Raw genomic sequence first — 19,958 nt, 5'->3', positions numbered from 1 at the left:
TACATGACTGCACAACGTATTGAGGGAAAAGTGATTTCAGATGCCATTCGTTTGGAAATTAGTGAAGCTGCGGCGAAGCTTGCCGCAATGGATATTAAACCCGGTCTGGCGGTAGTTCTGGTTGGTGAAGATCCGGCTTCCAAAGTGTATGTGGGAAGCAAAGAGAAAGCATGCCAGCAGCTTGGCTTCTACTCGGAAGTACATAGACTGGATGCAGCGACTTCGCAAGAACAGCTGCTCGCCTTAATAGATAAGTTGAACAAACAAACCAGCATTCATGGTATTCTCGTGCAATTGCCGCTTCCTAAGCACATTGATGAGAAGGCAGTCATCGATGCAATCAGCACGGCGAAAGATGTTGACGGTTTCCATCCAGAAAGCGTGGGCAACCTCGTGATTGGTGATGACAGCTTGCTGCCGTGTACACCTGCCGGTGTTATTGAGATGATCAAACGGACAGGACTGCCTATTGCAGGCAAACATGCCGTTGTTATCGGTCGCAGTAATATTGTCGGCAAACCGGTTTCTATGCTGCTGCTTAGAGAACATGCAACAGTGACGATCTGTCATTCCAGAACGGCTAATATGGAAGAGATCGCACGTACTGCAGATATTCTCGTAGTGGCAATCGGAAAAGCCAAAGCAATCGGACGTCAATTCGTTAAGCCTGGTGCCATTGTAATCGATGTCGGCATTAATCGCCTCGAAGACGGAAAACTTGCCGGCGATGTTGATTATGATGATGTACTGGATACAGCAGGTTATATTACCCCGGTTCCGGGCGGCGTTGGCCCAATGACGATTACGATGCTGATGCAAAACACACTTAAAGCGGCAAAACAACAACACGCAATTAAGGAGTGAGTAATCCGAAGATGGCTGAACCGGCGCGTATACTTTCGATTAAAGAAATAAACCGCTATATCGGGATGAAGCTGGAATCGGACGACCTGCTCGGCGATGTTTGGCTGCGCGGGGAAATATCAAATTTTACGCATCATTCCAGCGGACATATGTATTTCACCCTGAAGGACAAAGACAGCAGGTTGAAATGCATTATGTTTGCCTCCTATAATCAGAAACTTCCGTTCATCCCGAAGGAAGGTGCCAAGGTACTGGCACGCGGTAATATTTCCGTCTATGAACGAGATGGCAATTATCAATTTTATTGTACAGCGATGCAGCCGGATGGAATCGGCAGCCTATATCTGGCTTATGAGCAGTTGAAACGGAAGCTTCAAGATGAGGGGCTCTTTGACGGGGCAAGAAAAAGGCCGATTCCTCGTTTCCCGAAAGCGATCGGAATTATTACTTCGCCAACCGGCGCTGCCGTGAGAGACATAATTATTACGCTGCAGCGCCGTCACCCTTCTGTGCCGGTGCTGCTTTTTCCCGTACTGGTTCAAGGGACTGGCGCAGCACCATCGATCGTAAAAGCGATCGAAACAATGAACCGATTAGCCGAAGTTGACGTATTAATAATTGGCCGGGGCGGAGGCTCTTTGGAAGAGCTTTGGGCCTTTAATGAAGAATCTGTGGCAAGAAGCATTGCAAGGTCAGCGATCCCGATTATTTCCGCTGTCGGTCACGAGACGGATTTTACGATAGCTGACTTTGTGGCGGATCTTCGTGCGGCAACGCCTACAGCTGCAGCTGAGCTGGCTGTTACGAGTATGCAAGAGATGAGAACACGACTCGCGCAAGTGGAATCCAGACTCGTACAGAATCTTCGAATGACGCTGCAGAACCGGCAGGATCGACTTACGAGGCTGCGCAAATCACCGCTGTTCTTGAACCCGCGCAAGTATCTGCTTCAGCATGCCGAACGGCTTGACCGCACGGAGGAGAGATTAAAGGCGAGAGCCATTCGTTTCGCGGAGAAACATCGAGAGCGGTACGCAGCACTTAATCGTGCATTGACTCGTGTTCATCCCGGAGCTCAAGCAGTGCTTGCAGCCAAACAGCTGGAACGGCTAACCGCTCGATTAGACATAACCATGCAGCAAGGCTTGAAGGCGCGGCGGGTGCAGCTTCTGTCTTCCATGCGTCAGTTGGATGCACTTAGTCCCCTCAAAGTCATGTCCCGGGGATATAGTTTGGTTTACGATGACAAAGATCAAAAGCTCATTAAATCCGTTTCCGATGTACAGCTTGGCGATTTGCTCCACGTGAAGGTAGCCGATGGTCAGCTGGAATGTCAGGTGTGGGGAATGAAAGGGGAGGCCTAGCAGATGGCAGCAGCAAAAGAACAAGAAGAGATGAGCTTTGAAGCGGCGATGGAGCGTTTGGAGTCGATCGTAGGTAAGCTGGAGAGCGGCGATGTTCCACTGGAAACGGCAATCGAGCTTTTTCAAGAAGGGATGAAGCTCTCTTCATTGTGCGGCTCCAAGCTTGAACAAGTAGAACGTAAGATTGAAGTTCTAATTGAAACCGAAAATGGATTACATAAAAAACCGTTTGCGCAAGCAAACGAAGATAGAGGGGAATAACAGTGAAAACTTCGGTTTCTACTGCAGATTATTTAACACGCTCCGTTCTGGAAATCGAAGAAGCGCTGCAGTCGTCCCTTCCGCTCGGATGGGATATTCCGCCTAAGCTTCGTGAAGCCATGATGTACTCCCTTGAAGCGGGCGGCAAGCGTCTTCGTCCGATTCTTGTGCTTACGGCTGCCGAAGCAGTCGGCCAAGATGCAAAGGCTCGTAAGCAAGCGATGCCAATTGCTTGCGCGATTGAGATGATTCATACGTATTCGCTCGTACATGATGATTTGCCTGCGATGGATAACGATGATTATCGCCGAGGCAAATTGACGAATCATAAAGTATTCGGCGAAGCAATGGCTATTCTGGCCGGTGACGGGTTGCTCACCCATGCTTTCTATGCTGTGACGCAGGCTTCTGCGCTTGGTGCATCGCCGGAGACAGCGCTTGCGATTGTAGCAGACCTTGCTAAGCTTGCGGGGGCAGCGGGGATGGTCGGCGGACAAGTGGCTGATATTCTGGGCGAGCAGGGGGTTACCTCTCTCGAAGAGCTGGAATATATCCATCTACACAAAACAAGCGATTTGATCGTGTTCTCTGTGCTGGCAGGTGCTCGGATCGGGGGAGCCAGCCAGCAGCAGCTGGAATCGTTGCAGCAATTTGCACGAAAGCTCGGTCTGGCGTTTCAAATCCAGGACGATATTCTCGATTTGATCGGTGACGAGTCGAAGCTCGGCAAGCCGGTTCAAAGTGATGTGGAGCAGCAGAAGGTAACCTATCCTTATCTGATTGGGATGGATGAAAGCCTTGCACTCGTAGAGCGGCTGACCCAAGATGCGAAGCAGGCGCTTGCAGAAGCAAAACTTGCAATGCCCGATTATTTGCTCGCAATTGCTGATTATTTAATGCGCAGAGATCATTAAAATAGCGAGATTTGGGATTTTTGCATCGTTCTATGTTATAATTTAGCCACATTTGGAGTTCGTTGGACAACGGGGATTGCCCACCGGGAAAGCGAGGAAATACCGTGTTACTGGAACACATTCATGACCCTAAAGATTTAAAAACTCTCACAGTTGCACAATTAGAGCAGCTCGCAGCTGAAATTCGTGCTTTTCTCATCGAGAAGCTATCGGAGACGGGAGGACATCTTGCGCCGAACTTAGGCGTCGTTGAGCTTACTTTAGCGCTGCATTATTTATTTGACAGCCCCAAGGATAAGTTTCTTTTTGACGTAGGCCATCAATCATACGTTCATAAAATGTTAACGGGTCGTATGGATCAATTCGATACGCTTCGTAAATATAAGGGTCTGTGCGGTTTCATCAAACGCTCTGAAAGCCCGCACGATGTATGGGAAGCAGGACACAGCAGCACATCGCTGTCTGCTGCAATGGGAATGGCGCTCGCGCGTGATTTGAAGGGCGAGAAGAACAAGGTTGTCGCGATTATCGGCGATGGCGCGTTAACCGGCGGTATGGCGCTGGAAGCGCTCAATCATATCGGGCATGAGAAGAAGAATCTCTTGGTTATTCTCAATGACAATGAAATGTCCATTGCGCCTAATGTCGGCGCTCTACATCATTATCTCGGCAAGATCAGAACCGATCGCCATTATCAGAAGGCGAAGGAAGAACTGAATCAACTGCTGAACAAAATCCCGGCAATCGGCGGCAAACTTGCTAAGACCGCGGAGCGATTAAAGGACAGCGTAAAATACTTGCTCATGAGCGGTATTTTGTTTGAACAGTTTGGTTTCACCTACTTCGGGCCGGTCGACGGTCACGATCTGGAGCAATTGACGGAGCTGCTTGAACAGGCGAGCCATGTACCGGGTCCTGTACTGGTACACGTTATTACGACAAAAGGCAAAGGCTATTCGCCGGCGGAAGCCGATTCTCATAAATGGCATGGCATCTCTCCATACAAAATCGAGTCTGGTCAAGTGTTGAAGGCCGTTGGTCCGCCGATGTATACGGAAGTATTCAGCGATGCATTGATGGATCTGGCTGATGAAGATAACCGAATTGTAGCGGTGACGCCAGCGATGCCCGGTGGATCCGGGTTGATCAAATTCGCTGCCAAATATCCGAATCGTATGATCGATGTGGGTATTGCTGAGCAGCATGCGGCAACGATGTGCGCAGCGATGGCACTGGAAGGACTTAAACCGGTTTATGCGGTCTACTCCACCTTCCTGCAACGTGCTTATGACCAAGTCGTTCATGATATTTGCCGCCAGAATACGAATGTTGTATTTGCAATTGACCGTGCGGGTTTCGTTGGCCCGGATGGCGAGACACATCAAGGGGTATATGATATTCCTTTCTTGCGCCACATTCCCAATATGGTGCTGATGATGCCTAAGGACGAGAACGAGCTGCGCCGCATGATGAAGACGGCGATCGATTATAATGAAGGGCCAATTGCGATTCGATATCCTCGAATTAACGGAGTTGGCGTACAAGTTGATAAAGAAATGAAGCCGATTCCTTTTGGTACTTGGGAAACGGTGCGTGAAGGTGATTCAGCTGTCATCGCCGCGATCGGACCAATGGTTCAAGTTGCGGAAGAAGCTGCTGAACTGTTGAAACGCGAAGGCCTCAATGTTCGCGTGGTTAACGCGAGATTTATTAAACCGATGGATGAAGCGATGCTGCTGCAGATCGCAAAAGAAGGTCTGAATATGCTTGTCTTGGAGGAAGGTGCTGTACAAGGCGGCTTAGGCAGTGCAGTGTTGGAATTCTATTCTTTGCATAATGAGCATAATATTTCAGTTCGTATTATGGGCGTTCCGGATCTATTTGTGGAACATGGGTCAATTAAAGAACAGCGGCAGGAAGTCGGCCTTACTGCCGAACATGTGGCGGCTGAACTGAAGACACTGCTGCCGCGACTTCGTAAACGCGTAACCGGACAAGTGTAGAAGAGCAGGAGAAACCGATGACGATTGCGAAAGAACGTATTGATATTTTGTTAGTAGAGCAAGGCTTCTACGACAGCCGCGTGAAGGCGAAGGCGGCACTGATGGCAGGACTTGTCATCGTCGACGGTGAGCGGATCGAGAAGAGCGGCATGAAGGTGCCTAGAACGGCTTCCATCGTTGTTAAAGGAGCGCTGCATCCCTATGTCAGCCGCGGTGGTTTGAAGCTTGAGAAGGCGATCAAACAATTCCAGCTGCAGCTGGGTGGAGTGGTTATGTTGGATATTGGCGCTTCCACCGGCGGATTTACAGATTGTGCACTGCAGAACGGGGCGGCGTATGTATATGCTGTCGATGTCGGCTACAATCAATTGGATTGGTCACTGCGCCAGGATGAACGCGTCAATGTAATGGAGCGTACCAACTTCAGATATACGGTACCGGAAGATCTGAAGGGACCACAGCCGACATTTGCGACAATTGACGTCTCCTTCATCTCACTGAAGCTCATTCTGCCGACGCTTGGCACGCTGCTTAAACAAGGGGCGGGAATTGTAGCGCTCATTAAACCGCAATTCGAGGCCGGCCGTGAGAAGGTGCCTAAATCCGGCGTCGTGCGAGAATCTGCCGTACACCGAGAAGTGCTTGGGCAAGTACTCGGAATGGCGGCTTCAGAAGGTTATGTGCTGGAGCAGCTCACTTACTCACCGATTACCGGCGGAGAAGGCAACATTGAATTTCTGGCTTATTGGCGATGGGAACCGGGTAGTCAATCGGAGCCTCCGGGCGAAGACGCTATTGCGGCCGTCGTGAAAGAAGCTGCTGGGACATTCTCGCAAGAGAGTAAAGTGTAAGGAATGAAAGCCTTTCTTCATGGCTGTAGCCGTGATGAAAGGCTTTTTATGTTTTTTTTAGGCGGCCCCTCTTTGCAGGATGGACATTATTTGGTACACTAGGAACGAAACCAAACAAACGTTCGGTATTGGGCCGAAACCTCTGGCAGATGGAGTCGTCTTGTTAGAGGAAAACCTTCCAATAAAGCGAAATGAATAGGGTATACCTTATCATCATGCTGGAGGGATCCTGATGGGAAACTACGGGGACTGGCTGGTTATGGTCGTCGCTGGCGGGCTGATCTTGTTCTGGCTCTATCGCATGTTTTACCGCTGGCTTCACGAACCGCCGGGAATGAATACGAAGCTTCTAATTAGTGATGCAGAAGATGTACGCGATGATGATATCAACGTACAGTTTCTGGAGAAAGCCGGTTACGAGGTCACGCATGGCAAGTACCGAATCCCGATAGAGATCGACTTAGATGGAACTAAATTGCACAGCCGATTATTTATCGATTTATTTGCAGAGAAAGATGGCAAACATTATATTGTAAAAACAGCGCGTGAACGGATGCCGATAGATTGGACAGGCAGCGGCGTTCGAGATCGATTGCTTGTCTACGCACTGCTATTGCCTGAGTGCGAAGGGGTGCTGTTTGTAGATCATAAGGAGCTTACCATTCGCACCATCACATTTCGATTCGGTTCCTAACAAATGAATGGCGCAAGATCGAATTCGAATTTATGGATTCAATCTTGTGACAACAGGAGGAAATTATGAAGAGTGTCCGTCAAATGAAAATACGCGAGTTAATCACAAGCCAAATCGTAGAGACGCAGGACGAGTTGGTCGATACATTACGTTTAGAAGGCTTACAGGTCACGCAAGCGACGATATCTAGGGACATTAAGGAAATGCAGCTGATCAAGGTTCCGATCGAGGATGGACGCTATAAATACTCACTGCCTCAGGAGACGAGATCCAATTCCATTCACAAGCTGAAGCGGACATTGTCTGATCACTTTCTTCATATCGATTACACGGATAATCTGGTCGTCATGAAGTGCTTGCCGGGTACGGCAAACGCGATTGGAGCCATGATAGACAATATGGAATGGACTGAGGTAATGGGGACAATCTGCGGAGATGACACGATCCTGTTGATTTGCCGGACGAAACAACAGAGCGGGGAAATTGTAGAACGACTACTAGGTCTGATGAATTAACTTGATGTAATACATGCAGCATTTCCAATGGGCGAGGAGAATCTTTAAGGAGGAGAGCAACTATGCTAAGCGAGCTGTCTATACGTAATTTGGCTGTTATTGAGAAGGTTTCGGTGAAATTCCATGATGGGTTTCATGTATTAACGGGTGAAACCGGAGCGGGGAAATCCATTCTGATTGATGCGCTAAGCCTTGTGGTAGGGGGAAGAGGCGCATCAGACATGGTCAGGTACGGTTGCGACAAGGCTGAAATCGAAGCCATGTTCGAGCTGCCGGCTTCGCATCCGGTTTGGTACACGCTGAAGACATTCGGCATTCAAGCTTCGCCGGAAGAAGGACTCGTCATTAGACGGGAGCTCTCCTCTCAAGGCAAGAGCATCAGCCGCGTCAATGGACATATCGTAACCTTGTCGATGCTTCGTGAAACCGGAGAATGCTTAGTCAATATTCATGGTCAGCATGAACACCAGTCATTGCTTCGTACAGAGAAGCATCTGGAATGGCTGGATTTATATGCTGGTGGAGCAGTGGCTGAAACTTTGAATGCTTATCGAGCCGTTTACAGAGAATATGAGAAAGTCCGCATTCAGCTTAAAGATCTGGAAGATACTTCGCGTCAGAATATGCAAATGCTGGACTTGTTCCGATTCCAAATCGATGAGATCGCATCGGCTCGGTTAAAGGCAGGAGAAGACGAAGCATTGGCGGAAGAGAAGCAGAAGCTCATGTATGCGGTCAAACGCAGAGATTCCGCTTCCGAAGCGTACGCACTGCTGCACGGTAACAAAGGGTTGGATGCAATCAGTCGTGCGGTCAGCCGAGTATCCGATATTCGCGAGTATGATTCCGTCATTCTGGAGCCCCTGCTGGAACAGCTGCAATCGGCCTTTTATCAGCTCGAGGATGCGGCATTCCAGCTTAGGGATTACCGTGATTCCGTTGAATCGGATCCGGAGCGGTTAACTTATATTGAAGATCGTCTTGACTTAATTCACAGCTTGAAACGGAAGTACGGGGAAACAATCCCTGATATTTTGTCCTACTTGAGCGGAATCAAGTCGGAAGCTGATAAAATCGAGAATCGTGACGAGCACTTGGCTCGTTTGCAAGCAGAGCAATCCCGTTTGTTCGCAGAAGCTGTTACTCTTGGCAGTAACCTTTCCGTACACCGCAAGGAAGCCGCTGACAAGCTGTCAGGAGCGATCGAGAGCGAGCTGCGCCAACTCCAAATGGAACGCACCACCTTCCACGTTCAGCTGCAGCAAAGTAAAGACGGTGAATCGTACAAGCTGCATCCTAACGGAATTGATGAAGCGGCATTCCTCATCGCACCGAACCCTGGTGAGCCGCTGAAGCCGATCAGCAAGATCGCCTCCGGCGGTGAAATGTCGCGTATTATGCTCGCACTCAAGACCATCTTCGCCTCTATAGATGAAGTGCCTGTACTTATATTCGACGAGGTGGACACAGGTGTCAGCGGCCGCGCTGCTCAAGCCATTGCCGAGAAGATGTCTAGATTGTCGACGCATTGTCAGGTATTCTCCATCACTCATTTGCCTCAGGTTGCTTGTATGGCTGATCATCATTATGAGATCAAGAAAACGATCGTGGCAGAACGGACTTCAACCATGGTCACAGAGCTTAGCTCGCCGACTCGTATTGAGGAACTTGCCCGAATGCTGGGTGGCGTGGAAGTAACGGAAAAGACCCGCCATCATGCACAAGAAATGCTTGACTTGGCAGATAGACAAAAGGGGGCGTAATGGAAGGCAATCAGGGAATGTTTTTGGCGACATAAAACTGTTGGGGCAGGGATACCTTAAAGGTACGCAAATGGCGAACCACCTTTCTCGTCAAGCGATTTTGCAACAGGGAGCGTGAAGTCATTGAATGCCAATCAGCGGAAGCGGTGGCTGGGTTTACTTCTCGTTATCATCGTTTGCATGCTTGGTCTATCCTCTCCAATTCAACATTTCGCCGCATTTCCGAACGAAGTTCGTTTGTTCTCCGGCCAGTTGAAGCAATTAGACTATGGTATGCCTGTACATGCTCAAGTTACCGTTGATCCGCAAATGCTGCAAGTCAACGGTTCATCTGACCGTTCACTGTCCATTAATTTGAACAAACCGCTCTCCATTCAGTCGTCACACAGCGGAAAAACCACGATGAAATTGAAATTATTTGGAAAAATCCCGTTCAAGACTGTAAAAGTGAATGTTGTACCTGATTTACGTGTCATTCCCGGTGGACAAACCATCGGCGTTAAAGTGAAATCAGCCGGTATTATGGTTGTAGGTCATCATCAAGTCACGGATGCTAAAGGCGCTCGGGTATCTCCGGGTGAGCAGGCCAATTTGCAACTAGGCGATCTTATTATCCGAATTAATGGCAAGTACATTAATGAGGTGCATAAAGTGGCTCAGATGGCAGAAGAAGCAGGCGGCGCTAAACAGTCGCTGCAGCTCACCGTTAAACGAGGTACACGATTATTTGAAACGAAGCTTGCACCTGTATTTGACTCGGAGGACCGCGCTTGGCGGTTAGGACTGTACATTCGAGATTCAGCAGCAGGTGTTGGAACCTTAACCTTCTATGCGCCTGATCAAGGCGTTTACGGAGCACTTGGACATGTGATTACCGATATGGATACTCAAACTCCGATTGAAGTTGGTGAAGGTCAGATTTTGCAGTCCAATGTGACGTCCATCAACAAGAGCCAGAATGGCGAACCCGGAGAGAAAAGAGCACATTTCATTAAAGAAAGTAAAGTGCTTGGCAATATAGAGCGCAACACGTCGTTTGGCATCTTTGGCAAGATGAAAGAGCTGCCGTCACACAGCTACAATCAGCAGTCGCTTCCTGTTGCATTTGCGGAAGAAGTAAGGGAAGGTCCGGCACAGCTGCTTACCGTAGTGAATGGTCAGAAGGTCGAACGTTTTAATGTGGAAATCGTTCATGTCACCAAGCAGCAATCCCCGGCAACCAAAGGGATGGTTATCAAAATCACGGACAAGCGTTTACTGGAACAAACAGGGGGTATCGTGCAGGGGATGAGCGGGAGTCCGATCATTCAAGATGGCAAGCTAATCGGCGCTGTTACGCATGTATTTGTTAATGATCCGACATCCGGTTACGGCTGCTTTATTGAATGGATGCTGCAAGATGCAGGTGTTCTTCTCAAACCAGCAAGCTTAAATCTTAAGGCGGCTTAGCCACCTTAAGATTTTTATTTTTTGTCGAATTATTGCGAATCCTGATAGATGGTGTAGTAAATTATCCATTATAAAACAGATCAAATTAATAATAAAGAAAAATATTATTCGACAGAAGGAATTTCATTCATCATGTCGAAAATATTAGTTAGACAAGCAAGATACACACAGAGGGCTTTTAAGCGTTAACTACAATAGAGTGAATTACTAGTCTAAGGAGGACTATACCTTGCAAAGAATTGAAGTGTTGTTGGCTGATGACAATCGGGAATTTACGAATTTGTTGTCCGAGTATATTTCTGAACAAAACGATATGGTCGTTACCGGTGTCGCCTATAACGGCGAGGAAGTGCTTCGCTTATTGGAAGAAACGCGGGAAGTGCCGGACGTTCTGATTTTGGATATTATTATGCCGCATCTTGATGGACTTGGCGTATTGGAACGGCTTCGTGAAATGAATTTGCCTCAAATGCCAAAGATCATCATGCTAACGGCATTTGGTCAAGAGAACATTACTCAAAAGGCTGTACAACTGGGCGCATCCTACTACATATTGAAGCCATTTGACATGGAAATACTCGCGAACCGCATTCGCCAGTTGGTTGGTAATCCAACTGTTATTTCATCCTCTTATTCGTCTTCAGCTTCTTCATCCATTTCGAATAAATCCAATGTCGTACCGATTGCCAAAGGTAAGAATTTGGATGCAAACATTACGAGCATCATTCATGAAATCGGAGTGCCTGCTCACATTAAAGGATATCAATATTTGCGTGAAGCCATAACGATGGTGTACAACAATATTGAAATTCTAGGCGCGATTACAAAAACGCTTTATCCTGCGATTGCCGAGAAATTTAAGACGACGCCTTCGCGTGTTGAACGTGCTATCCGTCATGCGATTGAAGTGGCATGGACGCGCGGCAATATTGACAGCATCAGTCACCTCTTCGGTTATACAATCAATATCAGTAAATCAAAGCCGACAAACAGCGAGTTTATCGCGATGGTAGCCGACAAGCTGCGGATCGAGCATAAGGTTTCCTGAGAGCACCCGAAATGATGGTAAAGATTATGAATACATGATAAGCGCCACTTTCGTGCAAGCTGCGAATGTGGCGTTTTTCTTGGACAGATTTAAACATGTCAGAGAAGTACATTCAGGAGGATTGTTTTGTCACCAATAGAATTAACTGCAGCTCCTTCACGGAAGCGACTTTTTATTTTGCTCTCAGTCACACTCGTCTCGGGTTTTAATCAAGGATTGATTCTGCCGCTGTTGTCCATCTTATTGGATCGGCAGGGGGTATCATCGGATGTAAATGGGATAAATTCCATGGCCTTATACATTGGCACCTTCAGTACGATGTTCTTTATCGAGAAACCGATTCGCAGTATGGGCTATAAGAAAGGCATTATCATCGGCATCATTCTCGCAGCAATTGGAACGCTGCTGTTTCCCTTCCTCACATCGATTTGGGTATGGTTTGTACTTCGCATTATCGTTGGCGTTGGCGACAGTGCCCTTCATTATTGCACGCAGCTCTGGATTGTGAGCAGCAGTCCCGCAGAGAGCAGAGGTCGTTATATTTCGCTCTACGGCATGGCTTACGGGATCGGGTTTAGCTTAGGGCCTACCGGAATCAATTTATTGTCTATTGGGGACTGGGTTCCTTTCTGTTTAAATACGGCTTTATTCGTACTCATTCTTCTGTTTGTCAGAACGCTGTATCCGGAATATCCGGAGCATTCGGCGAAGCTTGCTTCAGCCACTTCGAACCGATACGCCAGGGTGTATCGCATTGCCTGGTTTGCGCTTCTGCCGGCAATCCTGTATGGATTAATGGAGGCGACGATGAATAGTAATTTCCCGCTGTACGGACTGCGCATTCATCTAAGTCAAGCTTCTATCTCGCTGCTGCTTCCGGCTCTAGGCGTAGGCAGCTTGCTGCTCATGTTCCCGCTTGGTATGCTTAGCGACCGAATCGGACGAAAGCCCGTTCTGATGGGATGTGCGGGTATTGCTGGCTTGATGTTTCTGGCTGTTCCGATGGCAGGAGACAATATAATCGTATTATTTATTCTGCTGGCGATGATTGGTGGATTTATCGGTTCCTTCTTCTCGCTTGGTCTTGCCTACGCGGCAGACTTGCTGCCTCGTGAATTGCTGCCGTCAGCGAATGTAACGGCATCTATTCACTTCAGCATCGGCAGCTTGCTCGGTCCCGGCATCAGTGGATTCGGCATACAATATGTATCAACGAATAGTATGTTTATCATGCTCGGCAGCGCGTTTACATTGTTTGCGCTCATCGGACTATTCACTCGAGAGGCGCGGCATCGTCAATTGCAATCCGATCTATAATTATTTATAAACAGCGCGTATCTTTTTGACACGTTCATTCGTTTACGTCATGAATCTACGCTAACAGATGAGGAGGTGCCACAATGACAATCCAACCAACTGTTGATGAAATGCGGATTACCCTTTACCGCTACTGCCTTTCGCTCACTCGTTCCACATGGGATGCAGACGATTTGGTTCAGGAAACCTGTTTACGAGCGCTGCCGGTCATGAACGGCGCGCTTGTACATCCTAATCCGACTGCCTATTTGCTGCGCATTGCGAAGAATATATCAGTCGATCAAGCACGTCGAATGAAGCGATCCAGACGTGTTCTGGAACAGCAGGAAGCGGTGCTCGACCGTTTGTTCGGGGAATCGCATGAGCTTGAATATGCGCTGAGACTGCTGATTTATCAATTATCGCCGCTGCAGCGGACGGTGTTCCTACTCAAAGAGGTTTTTGGCTATAAAGGCCACGACGTAGCCGCTAAGCTTACCATGTCTGAAGGAGCTGTGAAGGCTGCGCTGCACAGAGCAAGAGTTGCTATAGCAAAGCTCAAAGAGCATTCGGATCTTGCACAAATCTCGAAGCTGGCGGAGCGTAAAGTGAAGGATAATCAGCTTTATGCCTATGTTCATGCCGTTCGCGCAGGCGATGCTCAGGCGTTAGTTCTACTCGCTAACGTGGAGGAGCAGCTTATGGATCCGGTACAGGCAATTGGACAGCTTCATGCGTCACAAGGCAACCGCTCATCCGTTAGCATGATGTATGCAGCCTAACGGCAGCGAATGAGGAGGTTTCCGGCTATGAGTTTAGTGCCTTATATTGTGGAATCAACGAATCGGGGCGAGCGCAGCTACGATATTTATTCGAGGCTGCTCAAAGACCGCATCGTCATGGTAAGCGGAGAAATTGAAGATCAAATGGCCAATGCGGTTGTGGCCCAGCTGCTCTTCCTCGCTGCAGATGATCCGGATAAAGACATTCAGCTGTATATTAACAGCCCCGGAGGTTCAGTCACGGCTGGTTTCTCGATCTTCGATACGATGCAATTTATTAAACCGGAGGTTTCGACGATTTGTACAGGATTTGCGGCGAGCTTCGGCGCAATTCTGTTAGCAGGTGGAGCCAAAGGGAAACGATACGTTCTTCCCAACAGCGAAGTGATGATTCACCAGCCTCTCGGCGGTGCGAGAGGGCAGGCTTCCGATATTCAGATTCATGCCAGCTGGATCTTGAAGACGCGCGAGAAAATAAACACTTTGCTTGCGCTGCACACGGGGCAGTCGAAAGAACAGATCGAACGAGATTCCGACAGAGATCGCTTCATGAGTGCCGAAGAAGCGGTGGCTTACGGGATTGTAGATAAGGTTTTGTAACAAAAAGGCGAGCATCTCCACCACTGGAGGGCTCGCCCTTTTTACTTTACGTTGCAGTTTGACTCCAATTAAACGCCAGGCCGAGGCGGACGAGGCCGCTTCTCGCGAAAGCGGGATGAGACATAATTGCGTTTGCGGTCGCGGAAGAAGGTCCAACCTCCGATAAAGCCGACTCCAAGCAGGAACAGTACCATGCCAAGAATAAAGGTCCACCATTCAAAATTATGGACAGCGGCATCGTTGCCGAAGGATGAGAAATAATGAAAGATTGCATCCTTCATAAGAAGAAATCCATAAGTTGCGGCGATTCCCGGAATAACGAGCAATAAAACGGCAATAAAACGAATAGTAACTTGCTTCATGCGAATAAATCCTCCTGTACAGAAACAACGACAATAATGCTTTAATCATACCTTTTTCAAAGGAGGCTGTCCATTTCATCCCTTGTGGCAGTTTCAAGGAGCTTTGAAAAAAGGTACAATAGTCATATGTAACGGCTTTATGATCTGGAGAGGAGCAACAAGTATGACGATTCAATGCGATTTGGCCATAATCGGCGGTGGCATTGCAGGATATACAGCAGCAATCCGAGCAGCACAAGCGGGGAAGAAAGTGATCGTGGTGGAGAGAGAGAAGCTGGGCGGAACCTGTTTACATAAAGGTTGTATTCCAAGTAAGGCGCTGCTTCGCAGTGCCGAAGTGTACGCTACGATGCGTAAGGCAGATACATATGGCATTCATGTGGCTGAGGGAGCTATCTCACTCGATTTCCCTAAAGTACAGCGGCGCAAAGAAAACACAGTCGAAGGACTGTACAAAGGGCTTCAATATTTGATGCGCAAGCATAACATTACTGTCATGCAAGGCAGCGGCAGAGTAATCGGTCCTTCCATCTTCTCACCGAAGAGCGGAAGTGTTGCGGTTGAACTCCCGGATGGTGAAATGGAAACCGTCGTTCCGACGAATTTGATTATCGCAACGGGATCACGTCCGCGTTCGCTGCCGGGTCTGGAACCGAAACAAGGCGAGATCATGTCAAGCAATGAAGCATTGACAATGGACGAGCTTCCGCAATCCATCTTGATCGTTGGCGGCGGCGTCATTGGCGTGGAGTGGGCATCCATGCTCATCGACTTCGGCGTTGAGGTTACTTTGATCGAAGCGGCATCACGGCTGCTGCCAGGTGAAGATGTTGAAGCATCTGCAGAGCTTACGAAGCAGTTGCGCCGCAGAGGCGTACGTATATTGACAGGTATTCAATTGAAGCTTGATACGTATACCTATAAGGACGGACAAGCCACCGTCACAGCAGATACAGCTGATGGCCCCGTGATTCTGAATGCAGAACGGTTGCTTGTTTCCGTTGGCCGTCAAGCGAACGTAGAGGAGATCGGTCTCGAAAATACAGACGTACGCGTGGAGAAAGGCGTTATCCGCGTCAACGGTTATTTTCAAACGAATGAACCTCATATTTACGCCATCGGCGATGTGAACGGCGGCTTACAGCTGGCGCATGCGGCAGCCCATGAAGCCATTGTGGCTGTAGACCATATGCTTGGCGGCAAGGAGCAAGCGCCTGATCACTCCCGCGTGCCAAGAGCGATTTACTCCAAGCCGGAGCTGGCTTCCATCGGACTGACGGAAGACGAAGCACGCAAACAAGGGCATGATATCAAAGTCGGCAAAGTCCCGTTCCAAGCCATTGGCAAGGCACATGTGCTGGGTGAGACAGATGGATTCGCGAAAGTCATTGCAGATGCCAAAACCAATGACGTGTTAGGCGTGCATCTAATCGGACCTCATGCAACGGATCTATTGTCTGAAGCGTCGCTCGCTATGCTTCTTAATGCGACCCCTTGGGAAGTGGGACAAGTCATTCATCCACATCCAACGCTATCCGAAGTGCTCGGCGAAGCAATGCTGGCAGTTCATGGGAATTCATTGGCATTTTAGGTCGGAGCTGCATCTTTATATAGTAAGCAACAACGCATTTCGCAGCAGTGGACGGAGCATTTCTTTTTCGGTAAAAGTCGGTTATAATGGGTATAGGCAAGTCTTAGTACCTGGTTATAATAGCAGCTAAAAGGAGGGCATCCCTCATGACACAATCCGAATCTGCCGTGCAGCAAACCAAACATGCCGCACTTGGGCTATCGGACGATCAAGCCATTGAAATGTACACGCTAATGACAACCGCTCGTCGGTATGATGAGCGCTGTCTGCTGCTTCAACGGGCAGGCAAAATCAAATTCCACGTATCCGGTATCGGTCAAGAAGCCGCACAGGTAGGCGCAGCTTTTGCACTCGATCGGAATCAAGATTACTATTTGCCTTATTATCGCGACTACGCATTTGTGCTTGCAGTAGGTATGACATTGCGCGAGCTTATGCTTTCCCTATTCTCCAAAGCGGCTGATCCTAACAGCGGCGGTCGCCAAATGCCGGGACACTTCGGTTCGAAGCGTCTGCGCATCGTGACGGGCTCAAGTCCTGTTACAACGCAAGTCCCTCATGCAGTCGGTTTTGCACTGGCAGCCAAGATGAAGAAGAAAGATTTCGTATCCTTCGTTACCTTTGGAGACGGCTCCAGCAATCAAGGAGATTTCCACGAGGGTGCCAACTTTGCCGGAGTGCATAAGCTGCCGGTTATTTTCATGTGCGAGAACAATCAATATGCGATTTCGGTTCCGATTCATAAACAAATAGGCGGAAAAATCGCTGACCGTGCCCTTGGATACGGTTTTCCTGGTTATAGCGTAGACGGCAACGACCCGCTTGAAGTGTACCGTGTCGTTAAAGAAGCACGTGAGCGTGCGGCTAATGGCGAAGGTCCAACACTGGTCGAGGCCGTAATGTATCGCTTATCGCCGCATTCCACATCGGATGAGGATCTTGCTTACCGGACGAAGGAAGAAGTCGATTCGCATCGCGACAAAGACGGCTTGCCGAAGTTCAAGCAGTATTTGATCGACAGCGGAATTTGGGATGAAGAGCGCGATGCAGCTTTGATGCAGCAGATTAAAGCGGCTCTGGATGATGCGACCTCCTATGGAGATCAAGCAGCCTTCCCGGAACCTGAAGATATATTGAAACATGTGTACGCCGAAGATCATGGCGAAGGAGGACGCTAACATGCCGAAAATGGACTATATTGATGCGATCCGCTTGGCCATGAAAGAAGAAATGGAACGCGATGAGGATGTATTCGTGCTCGGCGAGGATGTTGGCCACAAAGGCGGCGTGTTCACGACGACGAAAGGGCTTATCGGCCAGTTCGGCGAAGAGCGCGTGTTGGATACGCCGCTTGCGGAATCCGCAATTGTCGGCGCTGCTATCGGTGCGGCTATGTACGGCATGAGGCCTATTGCTGAAATGCAATATTCGGACTTTATGTTCCCGGCTACGAATCAAATTATTAGCGAAGCGGCCAAGATCCGTTATCGCTCCAATAATGACTGGACATGCCCGCTTGTCATCCGTGCGCCAATCGGCGGCGGAATCTTCGGCGGCTTGTATCACTCCCAATGTCCGGAGTCGGTGTTCTTCGGAACACCCGGTCTTAAGATTGTAGCGCCTTACACGGCGTACGATGCAAAAGGTCTTCTGAAAGCAGCTGTTCGCGATCCGGACCCGGTTATCTATTTTGAAAACAAGAAATGCTATAAGCTAGTAAACGGTGATGTTCCGGAGGGCGATTATATCGTTCCGATCGGAGAGTCCAATGTCCTTCGCGAAGGCGATGACATTACGGTCATTAGCTACAGTCTTCCGCTTCACTTCGTGCTCGAAGCAGCCGAGGAGCTTGCAGAAGAAGGCGTCTCCACTCATGTACTCGACTTGCGTACACTCCAGCCGCTTGATAAAGAAGGCGTTCTGGAAGCTGCCCGTCGTACCGGTAAAGTGCTCATTATTCATGAAGATAACAAATTCGGAGGCATTGGCGCAGAAGTATCGGCTATCATCGCAGAAGAAATGCTGTATGAGCTGGATGCTCCGATTATGCGTTTATGTGGTCCGGACGTTCCGGCAATGCCGATTAATCCACCGGGCGAGAAATTCTTTATGCTGAATAAAGATAAAGTGAAAGAAGCGATGAAGAAGCTGGCATTATTCTAAAATCGAAGTCGCTTCGCAAAACATTTAGGAGTGGTCGGAATGAAGAAATTGACGGAAGTCGTCATGCCACAGCTCGCAGAATCGCTTGTCTCCGCAACGATCGACAAATGGCTTAAGCAGCCTGGCGATTCAATCGAGATGTATGAGCCGATCTGTGAAATTCTTACGGACAAAGTAAATGCTGAACTACCCGCGACCATTCAAGGGACGCTGATTCGAATATTAGTCGGTGCAGGCGAAACCGTACCTGTGGGCACGCCACTTTGCCTGATCGAGGTTGATGAAGAGGGAGCGGGTACTGCTGCCCCAACTGCTTCACCTAACGGAGGCAGCGTAAGTACCTCTGCTGCTTCTAACGCTCCTGCCCGAAACAACGATCGTGCCGCTGTTCGTGCTCAAGGCGCGGCGGCTGAAGCCGATGGCAATGATCATATGCGCTATCGTTACTCCCCTGCGGTTCAATCACTTGCGGCTGAACATAACGTGAACCTGTCTGCGATTGAAGGAACGGGGCTTGGTGGACGGATCACACGCAAAGATGTGCTTACTTTCGTGGAGTCCGGACGCGGTACCAGAGCGGCTGGAACATCAGCCGGAAATGCAGGCAGCACTCAACAAACACAGCAGTCGAATAAGAGCGGCGGGGAGCAGGTTCGTTCCTCCGGCCTTCATTTGTCTGAAACGCCGCGTATTCCCGGTGTTGAAGTGCAAGGGCAGCAAGTGCCGGGCAGAAGCGAATATTTTATCGATGTTACGCCTGTTCGTAATGCCATTGCGCGTAACATGCGCCAGAGCGTCACGGAAATTCCGCATGCTTGGATGATGATGGAAGTGGATGTGACCAACCTCGTCTCCCTGCGCAACAAGTTGAAGGATGACTTCAAGAAGCGCGAAGGTGTGAACCTTACTTATCTCGCATTCTGGGTGAAAGCCGTCGTTAACGCGATCAAAGATTTCCCGATCATGAATTCGGTATGGGCCGTTGACAAAATCATCGTGAAGCGCGATATTCATATCGGCCTTGCGGTGGGTACAGAGGATGCGGTTAAAGTACCTGTCATTAAGAATGCCGATCAGAAAAATATCGCCGGCCTCGCCCGGGAAATTGAAGATCTGGCTCGCAAAACCCGTGAAGGCAAGCTGACGCTTGCAGATATGGAAGGCGGAACGTTTACCGTTAATAATACGGGGTCGTTCGGCTCGATCTTGTCCTACCCGATCATTAACTATCCGCAAGCCGCAATCGTTACCTGCGAATCCATCGTGAAGCGTCCTGTCGTAATCAACGATATGATTGCGGTTCGTTCGATGGCGAATATTTGTTTGTCGCTGGATCATCGGATCTTGGACGGCGTCATTTGCGGACGTTTCTTGCAGCGGGTGAAAGAAAATTTGGAAAGCTTCAATTTAGATACGAAGCTGTATTGAAACGGGGCTT

General features: G+C 48.9%; 19 protein-coding genes. 18 read left to right on the top strand and 1 reads right to left on the bottom strand.

The annotated features are described in order from the left end of the window. Positions 1–3 precede the first annotated feature (3 nt). From folD to clpP, 14 genes are all read left to right on the top strand, one after another. Complete coding sequence (gene folD / locus AC0YN4_RS07370) at positions 4–864, top strand: bifunctional methylenetetrahydrofolate dehydrogenase/methenyltetrahydrofolate cyclohydrolase FolD (RefSeq protein WP_475835462.1); 861 nt, start codon at positions 4–6, stop codon at positions 862–864. 11 nt (positions 865–875) lie between these two features. Beyond that, on the top strand, positions 876–2,228 hold the full coding sequence (gene xseA / locus AC0YN4_RS07365) for an exodeoxyribonuclease VII large subunit (RefSeq protein ID WP_475835461.1): 1,353 nt from the start codon (positions 876–878) through the stop codon (positions 2,226–2,228). Between the two features lie 3 nt (positions 2,229–2,231). Further along, a complete protein-coding gene (xseB, locus tag AC0YN4_RS07360; protein WP_475779318.1) occupies positions 2,232–2,489 on the top strand; it encodes an exodeoxyribonuclease VII small subunit in 258 nt (85 codons plus the stop codon). A 2-nt stretch (positions 2,490–2,491) separates the two neighbouring features. Next, the gene (locus AC0YN4_RS07355; RefSeq protein ID WP_475779319.1) at positions 2,492–3,403 is read left to right on the top strand and encodes a polyprenyl synthetase family protein; all 912 of its coding nucleotides are present in this window, start codon (positions 2,492–2,494) and stop codon (positions 3,401–3,403) included. A 104-nt stretch (positions 3,404–3,507) separates the two neighbouring features. Further along, on the top strand, positions 3,508–5,406 hold the full coding sequence (dxs, locus tag AC0YN4_RS07350) for a 1-deoxy-D-xylulose-5-phosphate synthase (RefSeq protein ID WP_475779320.1): 1,899 nt from the start codon (positions 3,508–3,510) through the stop codon (positions 5,404–5,406). Positions 5,407–5,423: 17 nt separating this feature from the next. Beyond that, positions 5,424–6,257 carry a TlyA family RNA methyltransferase gene (locus tag AC0YN4_RS07345; RefSeq protein ID WP_475835460.1) on the top strand — a complete coding sequence of 278 codons (834 nt, stop codon included), beginning with the start codon at positions 5,424–5,426 and terminating at the stop codon, positions 6,255–6,257. A gap of 232 nt (positions 6,258–6,489) precedes the next feature. Beyond that, positions 6,490–6,951 carry a hypothetical protein gene (locus tag AC0YN4_RS07340; protein ID WP_475779322.1) on the top strand — a complete coding sequence of 154 codons (462 nt, stop codon included), beginning with the start codon at positions 6,490–6,492 and terminating at the stop codon, positions 6,949–6,951. Positions 6,952–7,016: 65 nt separating this feature from the next. Then, a complete protein-coding gene (ahrC, locus tag AC0YN4_RS07335) occupies positions 7,017–7,466 on the top strand; it encodes a transcriptional regulator AhrC/ArgR (RefSeq protein WP_475779323.1) in 450 nt (149 codons plus the stop codon). Positions 7,467–7,528: 62 nt separating this feature from the next. Next, a complete protein-coding gene (gene recN, locus AC0YN4_RS07330; RefSeq protein WP_475835459.1) occupies positions 7,529–9,229 on the top strand; it encodes a DNA repair protein RecN in 1,701 nt (566 codons plus the stop codon). A 123-nt stretch (positions 9,230–9,352) separates the two neighbouring features. Continuing rightward, a complete protein-coding gene (gene spoIVB, locus AC0YN4_RS07325) occupies positions 9,353–10,678 on the top strand; it encodes a SpoIVB peptidase (RefSeq protein ID WP_475779325.1) in 1,326 nt (441 codons plus the stop codon). Between the two features lie 229 nt (positions 10,679–10,907). After that, positions 10,908–11,726 (top strand): sporulation transcription factor Spo0A, encoded by an 819-nt coding sequence (gene spo0A, locus AC0YN4_RS07320; protein WP_475779326.1) that lies wholly within the window; start codon positions 10,908–10,910, stop codon positions 11,724–11,726. Positions 11,727–11,852: 126 nt separating this feature from the next. After that, positions 11,853–13,043 carry an MFS transporter gene (locus AC0YN4_RS07315; RefSeq protein WP_475835458.1) on the top strand — a complete coding sequence of 397 codons (1,191 nt, stop codon included), beginning with the start codon at positions 11,853–11,855 and terminating at the stop codon, positions 13,041–13,043. A gap of 83 nt (positions 13,044–13,126) precedes the next feature. Further along, positions 13,127–13,804 (top strand): RNA polymerase sigma factor, encoded by a 678-nt coding sequence (locus AC0YN4_RS07310; RefSeq protein ID WP_475835457.1) that lies wholly within the window; start codon positions 13,127–13,129, stop codon positions 13,802–13,804. 27 nt (positions 13,805–13,831) lie between these two features. After that, positions 13,832–14,404 (top strand): ATP-dependent Clp endopeptidase proteolytic subunit ClpP, encoded by a 573-nt coding sequence (clpP, locus tag AC0YN4_RS07305; RefSeq protein ID WP_475835456.1) that lies wholly within the window; start codon positions 13,832–13,834, stop codon positions 14,402–14,404. A 68-nt stretch (positions 14,405–14,472) separates the two neighbouring features. On the opposite strand, the gene AC0YN4_RS07300 is transcribed toward clpP, so the two are convergent. Then, the gene (locus AC0YN4_RS07300; protein WP_210659648.1) at positions 14,473–14,766 is read right to left on the bottom strand and encodes a DUF2627 domain-containing protein; all 294 of its coding nucleotides are present in this window, start codon (positions 14,764–14,766) and stop codon (positions 14,473–14,475) included. A 163-nt stretch (positions 14,767–14,929) separates the two neighbouring features. Between AC0YN4_RS07300 and lpdA the strand changes: the two genes are divergently transcribed. The 4 genes from lpdA to AC0YN4_RS07280 all read left to right on the top strand — a co-directional run bounded on the left by lpdA (position 14,930) and on the right by AC0YN4_RS07280 (position 19,948). After that, complete coding sequence (gene lpdA, locus AC0YN4_RS07295) at positions 14,930–16,357, top strand: dihydrolipoyl dehydrogenase (protein ID WP_475835455.1); 1,428 nt, start codon at positions 14,930–14,932, stop codon at positions 16,355–16,357. 146 nt (positions 16,358–16,503) lie between these two features. After that, a complete protein-coding gene (locus AC0YN4_RS07290; protein WP_475779331.1) occupies positions 16,504–17,535 on the top strand; it encodes a thiamine pyrophosphate-dependent dehydrogenase E1 component subunit alpha in 1,032 nt (343 codons plus the stop codon). A gap of 1 nt (position 17,536) precedes the next feature. Next, entirely contained in the window at positions 17,537–18,520 is a 984-nt protein-coding gene (locus AC0YN4_RS07285; protein ID WP_475779332.1) for an alpha-ketoacid dehydrogenase subunit beta, read from the top strand. Positions 18,521–18,559: 39 nt separating this feature from the next. Continuing rightward, positions 18,560–19,948, top strand: a complete 1,389-nt coding sequence (locus tag AC0YN4_RS07280; protein WP_475835454.1) for a dihydrolipoamide acetyltransferase family protein — start codon at positions 18,560–18,562, stop codon at positions 19,946–19,948. Positions 19,949–19,958: the final 10 nt, after the last annotated feature.

The organism is Paenibacillus sp. J22R3 (genome assembly GCF_056269305.1).
The sequence above is the reverse complement of the archived record's forward strand: the minus strand, read 5'-3'. Positions and strand labels throughout refer to the sequence as shown.

Bases quoted from the DNA above. Each gene is read 5' to 3' on its own strand.
- folD (WP_475835462.1), top strand. From the start codon at position 4: ATGACTGCACAACGTATTGAGGGAAAAGTGATTTCAGATGCCATTCGT.
- xseA (WP_475835461.1), top strand. From the start codon at position 876: ATGGCTGAACCGGCGCGTATACTTTCGATTAAAGAAATAAACCGCTAT.
- xseB (WP_475779318.1), top strand. From the start codon at position 2,232: ATGGCAGCAGCAAAAGAACAAGAAGAGATGAGCTTTGAAGCGGCGATG.
- AC0YN4_RS07345 (WP_475835460.1), top strand. From the start codon at position 5,424: ATGACGATTGCGAAAGAACGTATTGATATTTTGTTAGTAGAGCAAGGC.
- AC0YN4_RS07340 (WP_475779322.1), top strand. From the start codon at position 6,490: ATGGGAAACTACGGGGACTGGCTGGTTATGGTCGTCGCTGGCGGGCTG.
- ahrC (WP_475779323.1), top strand. From the start codon at position 7,017: ATGAAGAGTGTCCGTCAAATGAAAATACGCGAGTTAATCACAAGCCAA.
- recN (WP_475835459.1), top strand. From the start codon at position 7,529: ATGCTAAGCGAGCTGTCTATACGTAATTTGGCTGTTATTGAGAAGGTT.
- AC0YN4_RS07310 (WP_475835457.1), top strand. From the start codon at position 13,127: ATGACAATCCAACCAACTGTTGATGAAATGCGGATTACCCTTTACCGC.
- clpP (WP_475835456.1), top strand. From the start codon at position 13,832: ATGAGTTTAGTGCCTTATATTGTGGAATCAACGAATCGGGGCGAGCGC.
- AC0YN4_RS07300 (WP_210659648.1), bottom strand. From the start codon at position 14,766: ATGAAGCAAGTTACTATTCGTTTTATTGCCGTTTTATTGCTCGTTATT.
- lpdA (WP_475835455.1), top strand. From the start codon at position 14,930: ATGACGATTCAATGCGATTTGGCCATAATCGGCGGTGGCATTGCAGGA.
- AC0YN4_RS07290 (WP_475779331.1), top strand. From the start codon at position 16,504: ATGACACAATCCGAATCTGCCGTGCAGCAAACCAAACATGCCGCACTT.
- AC0YN4_RS07285 (WP_475779332.1), top strand. From the start codon at position 17,537: ATGCCGAAAATGGACTATATTGATGCGATCCGCTTGGCCATGAAAGAA.
- AC0YN4_RS07280 (WP_475835454.1), top strand. From the start codon at position 18,560: ATGAAGAAATTGACGGAAGTCGTCATGCCACAGCTCGCAGAATCGCTT.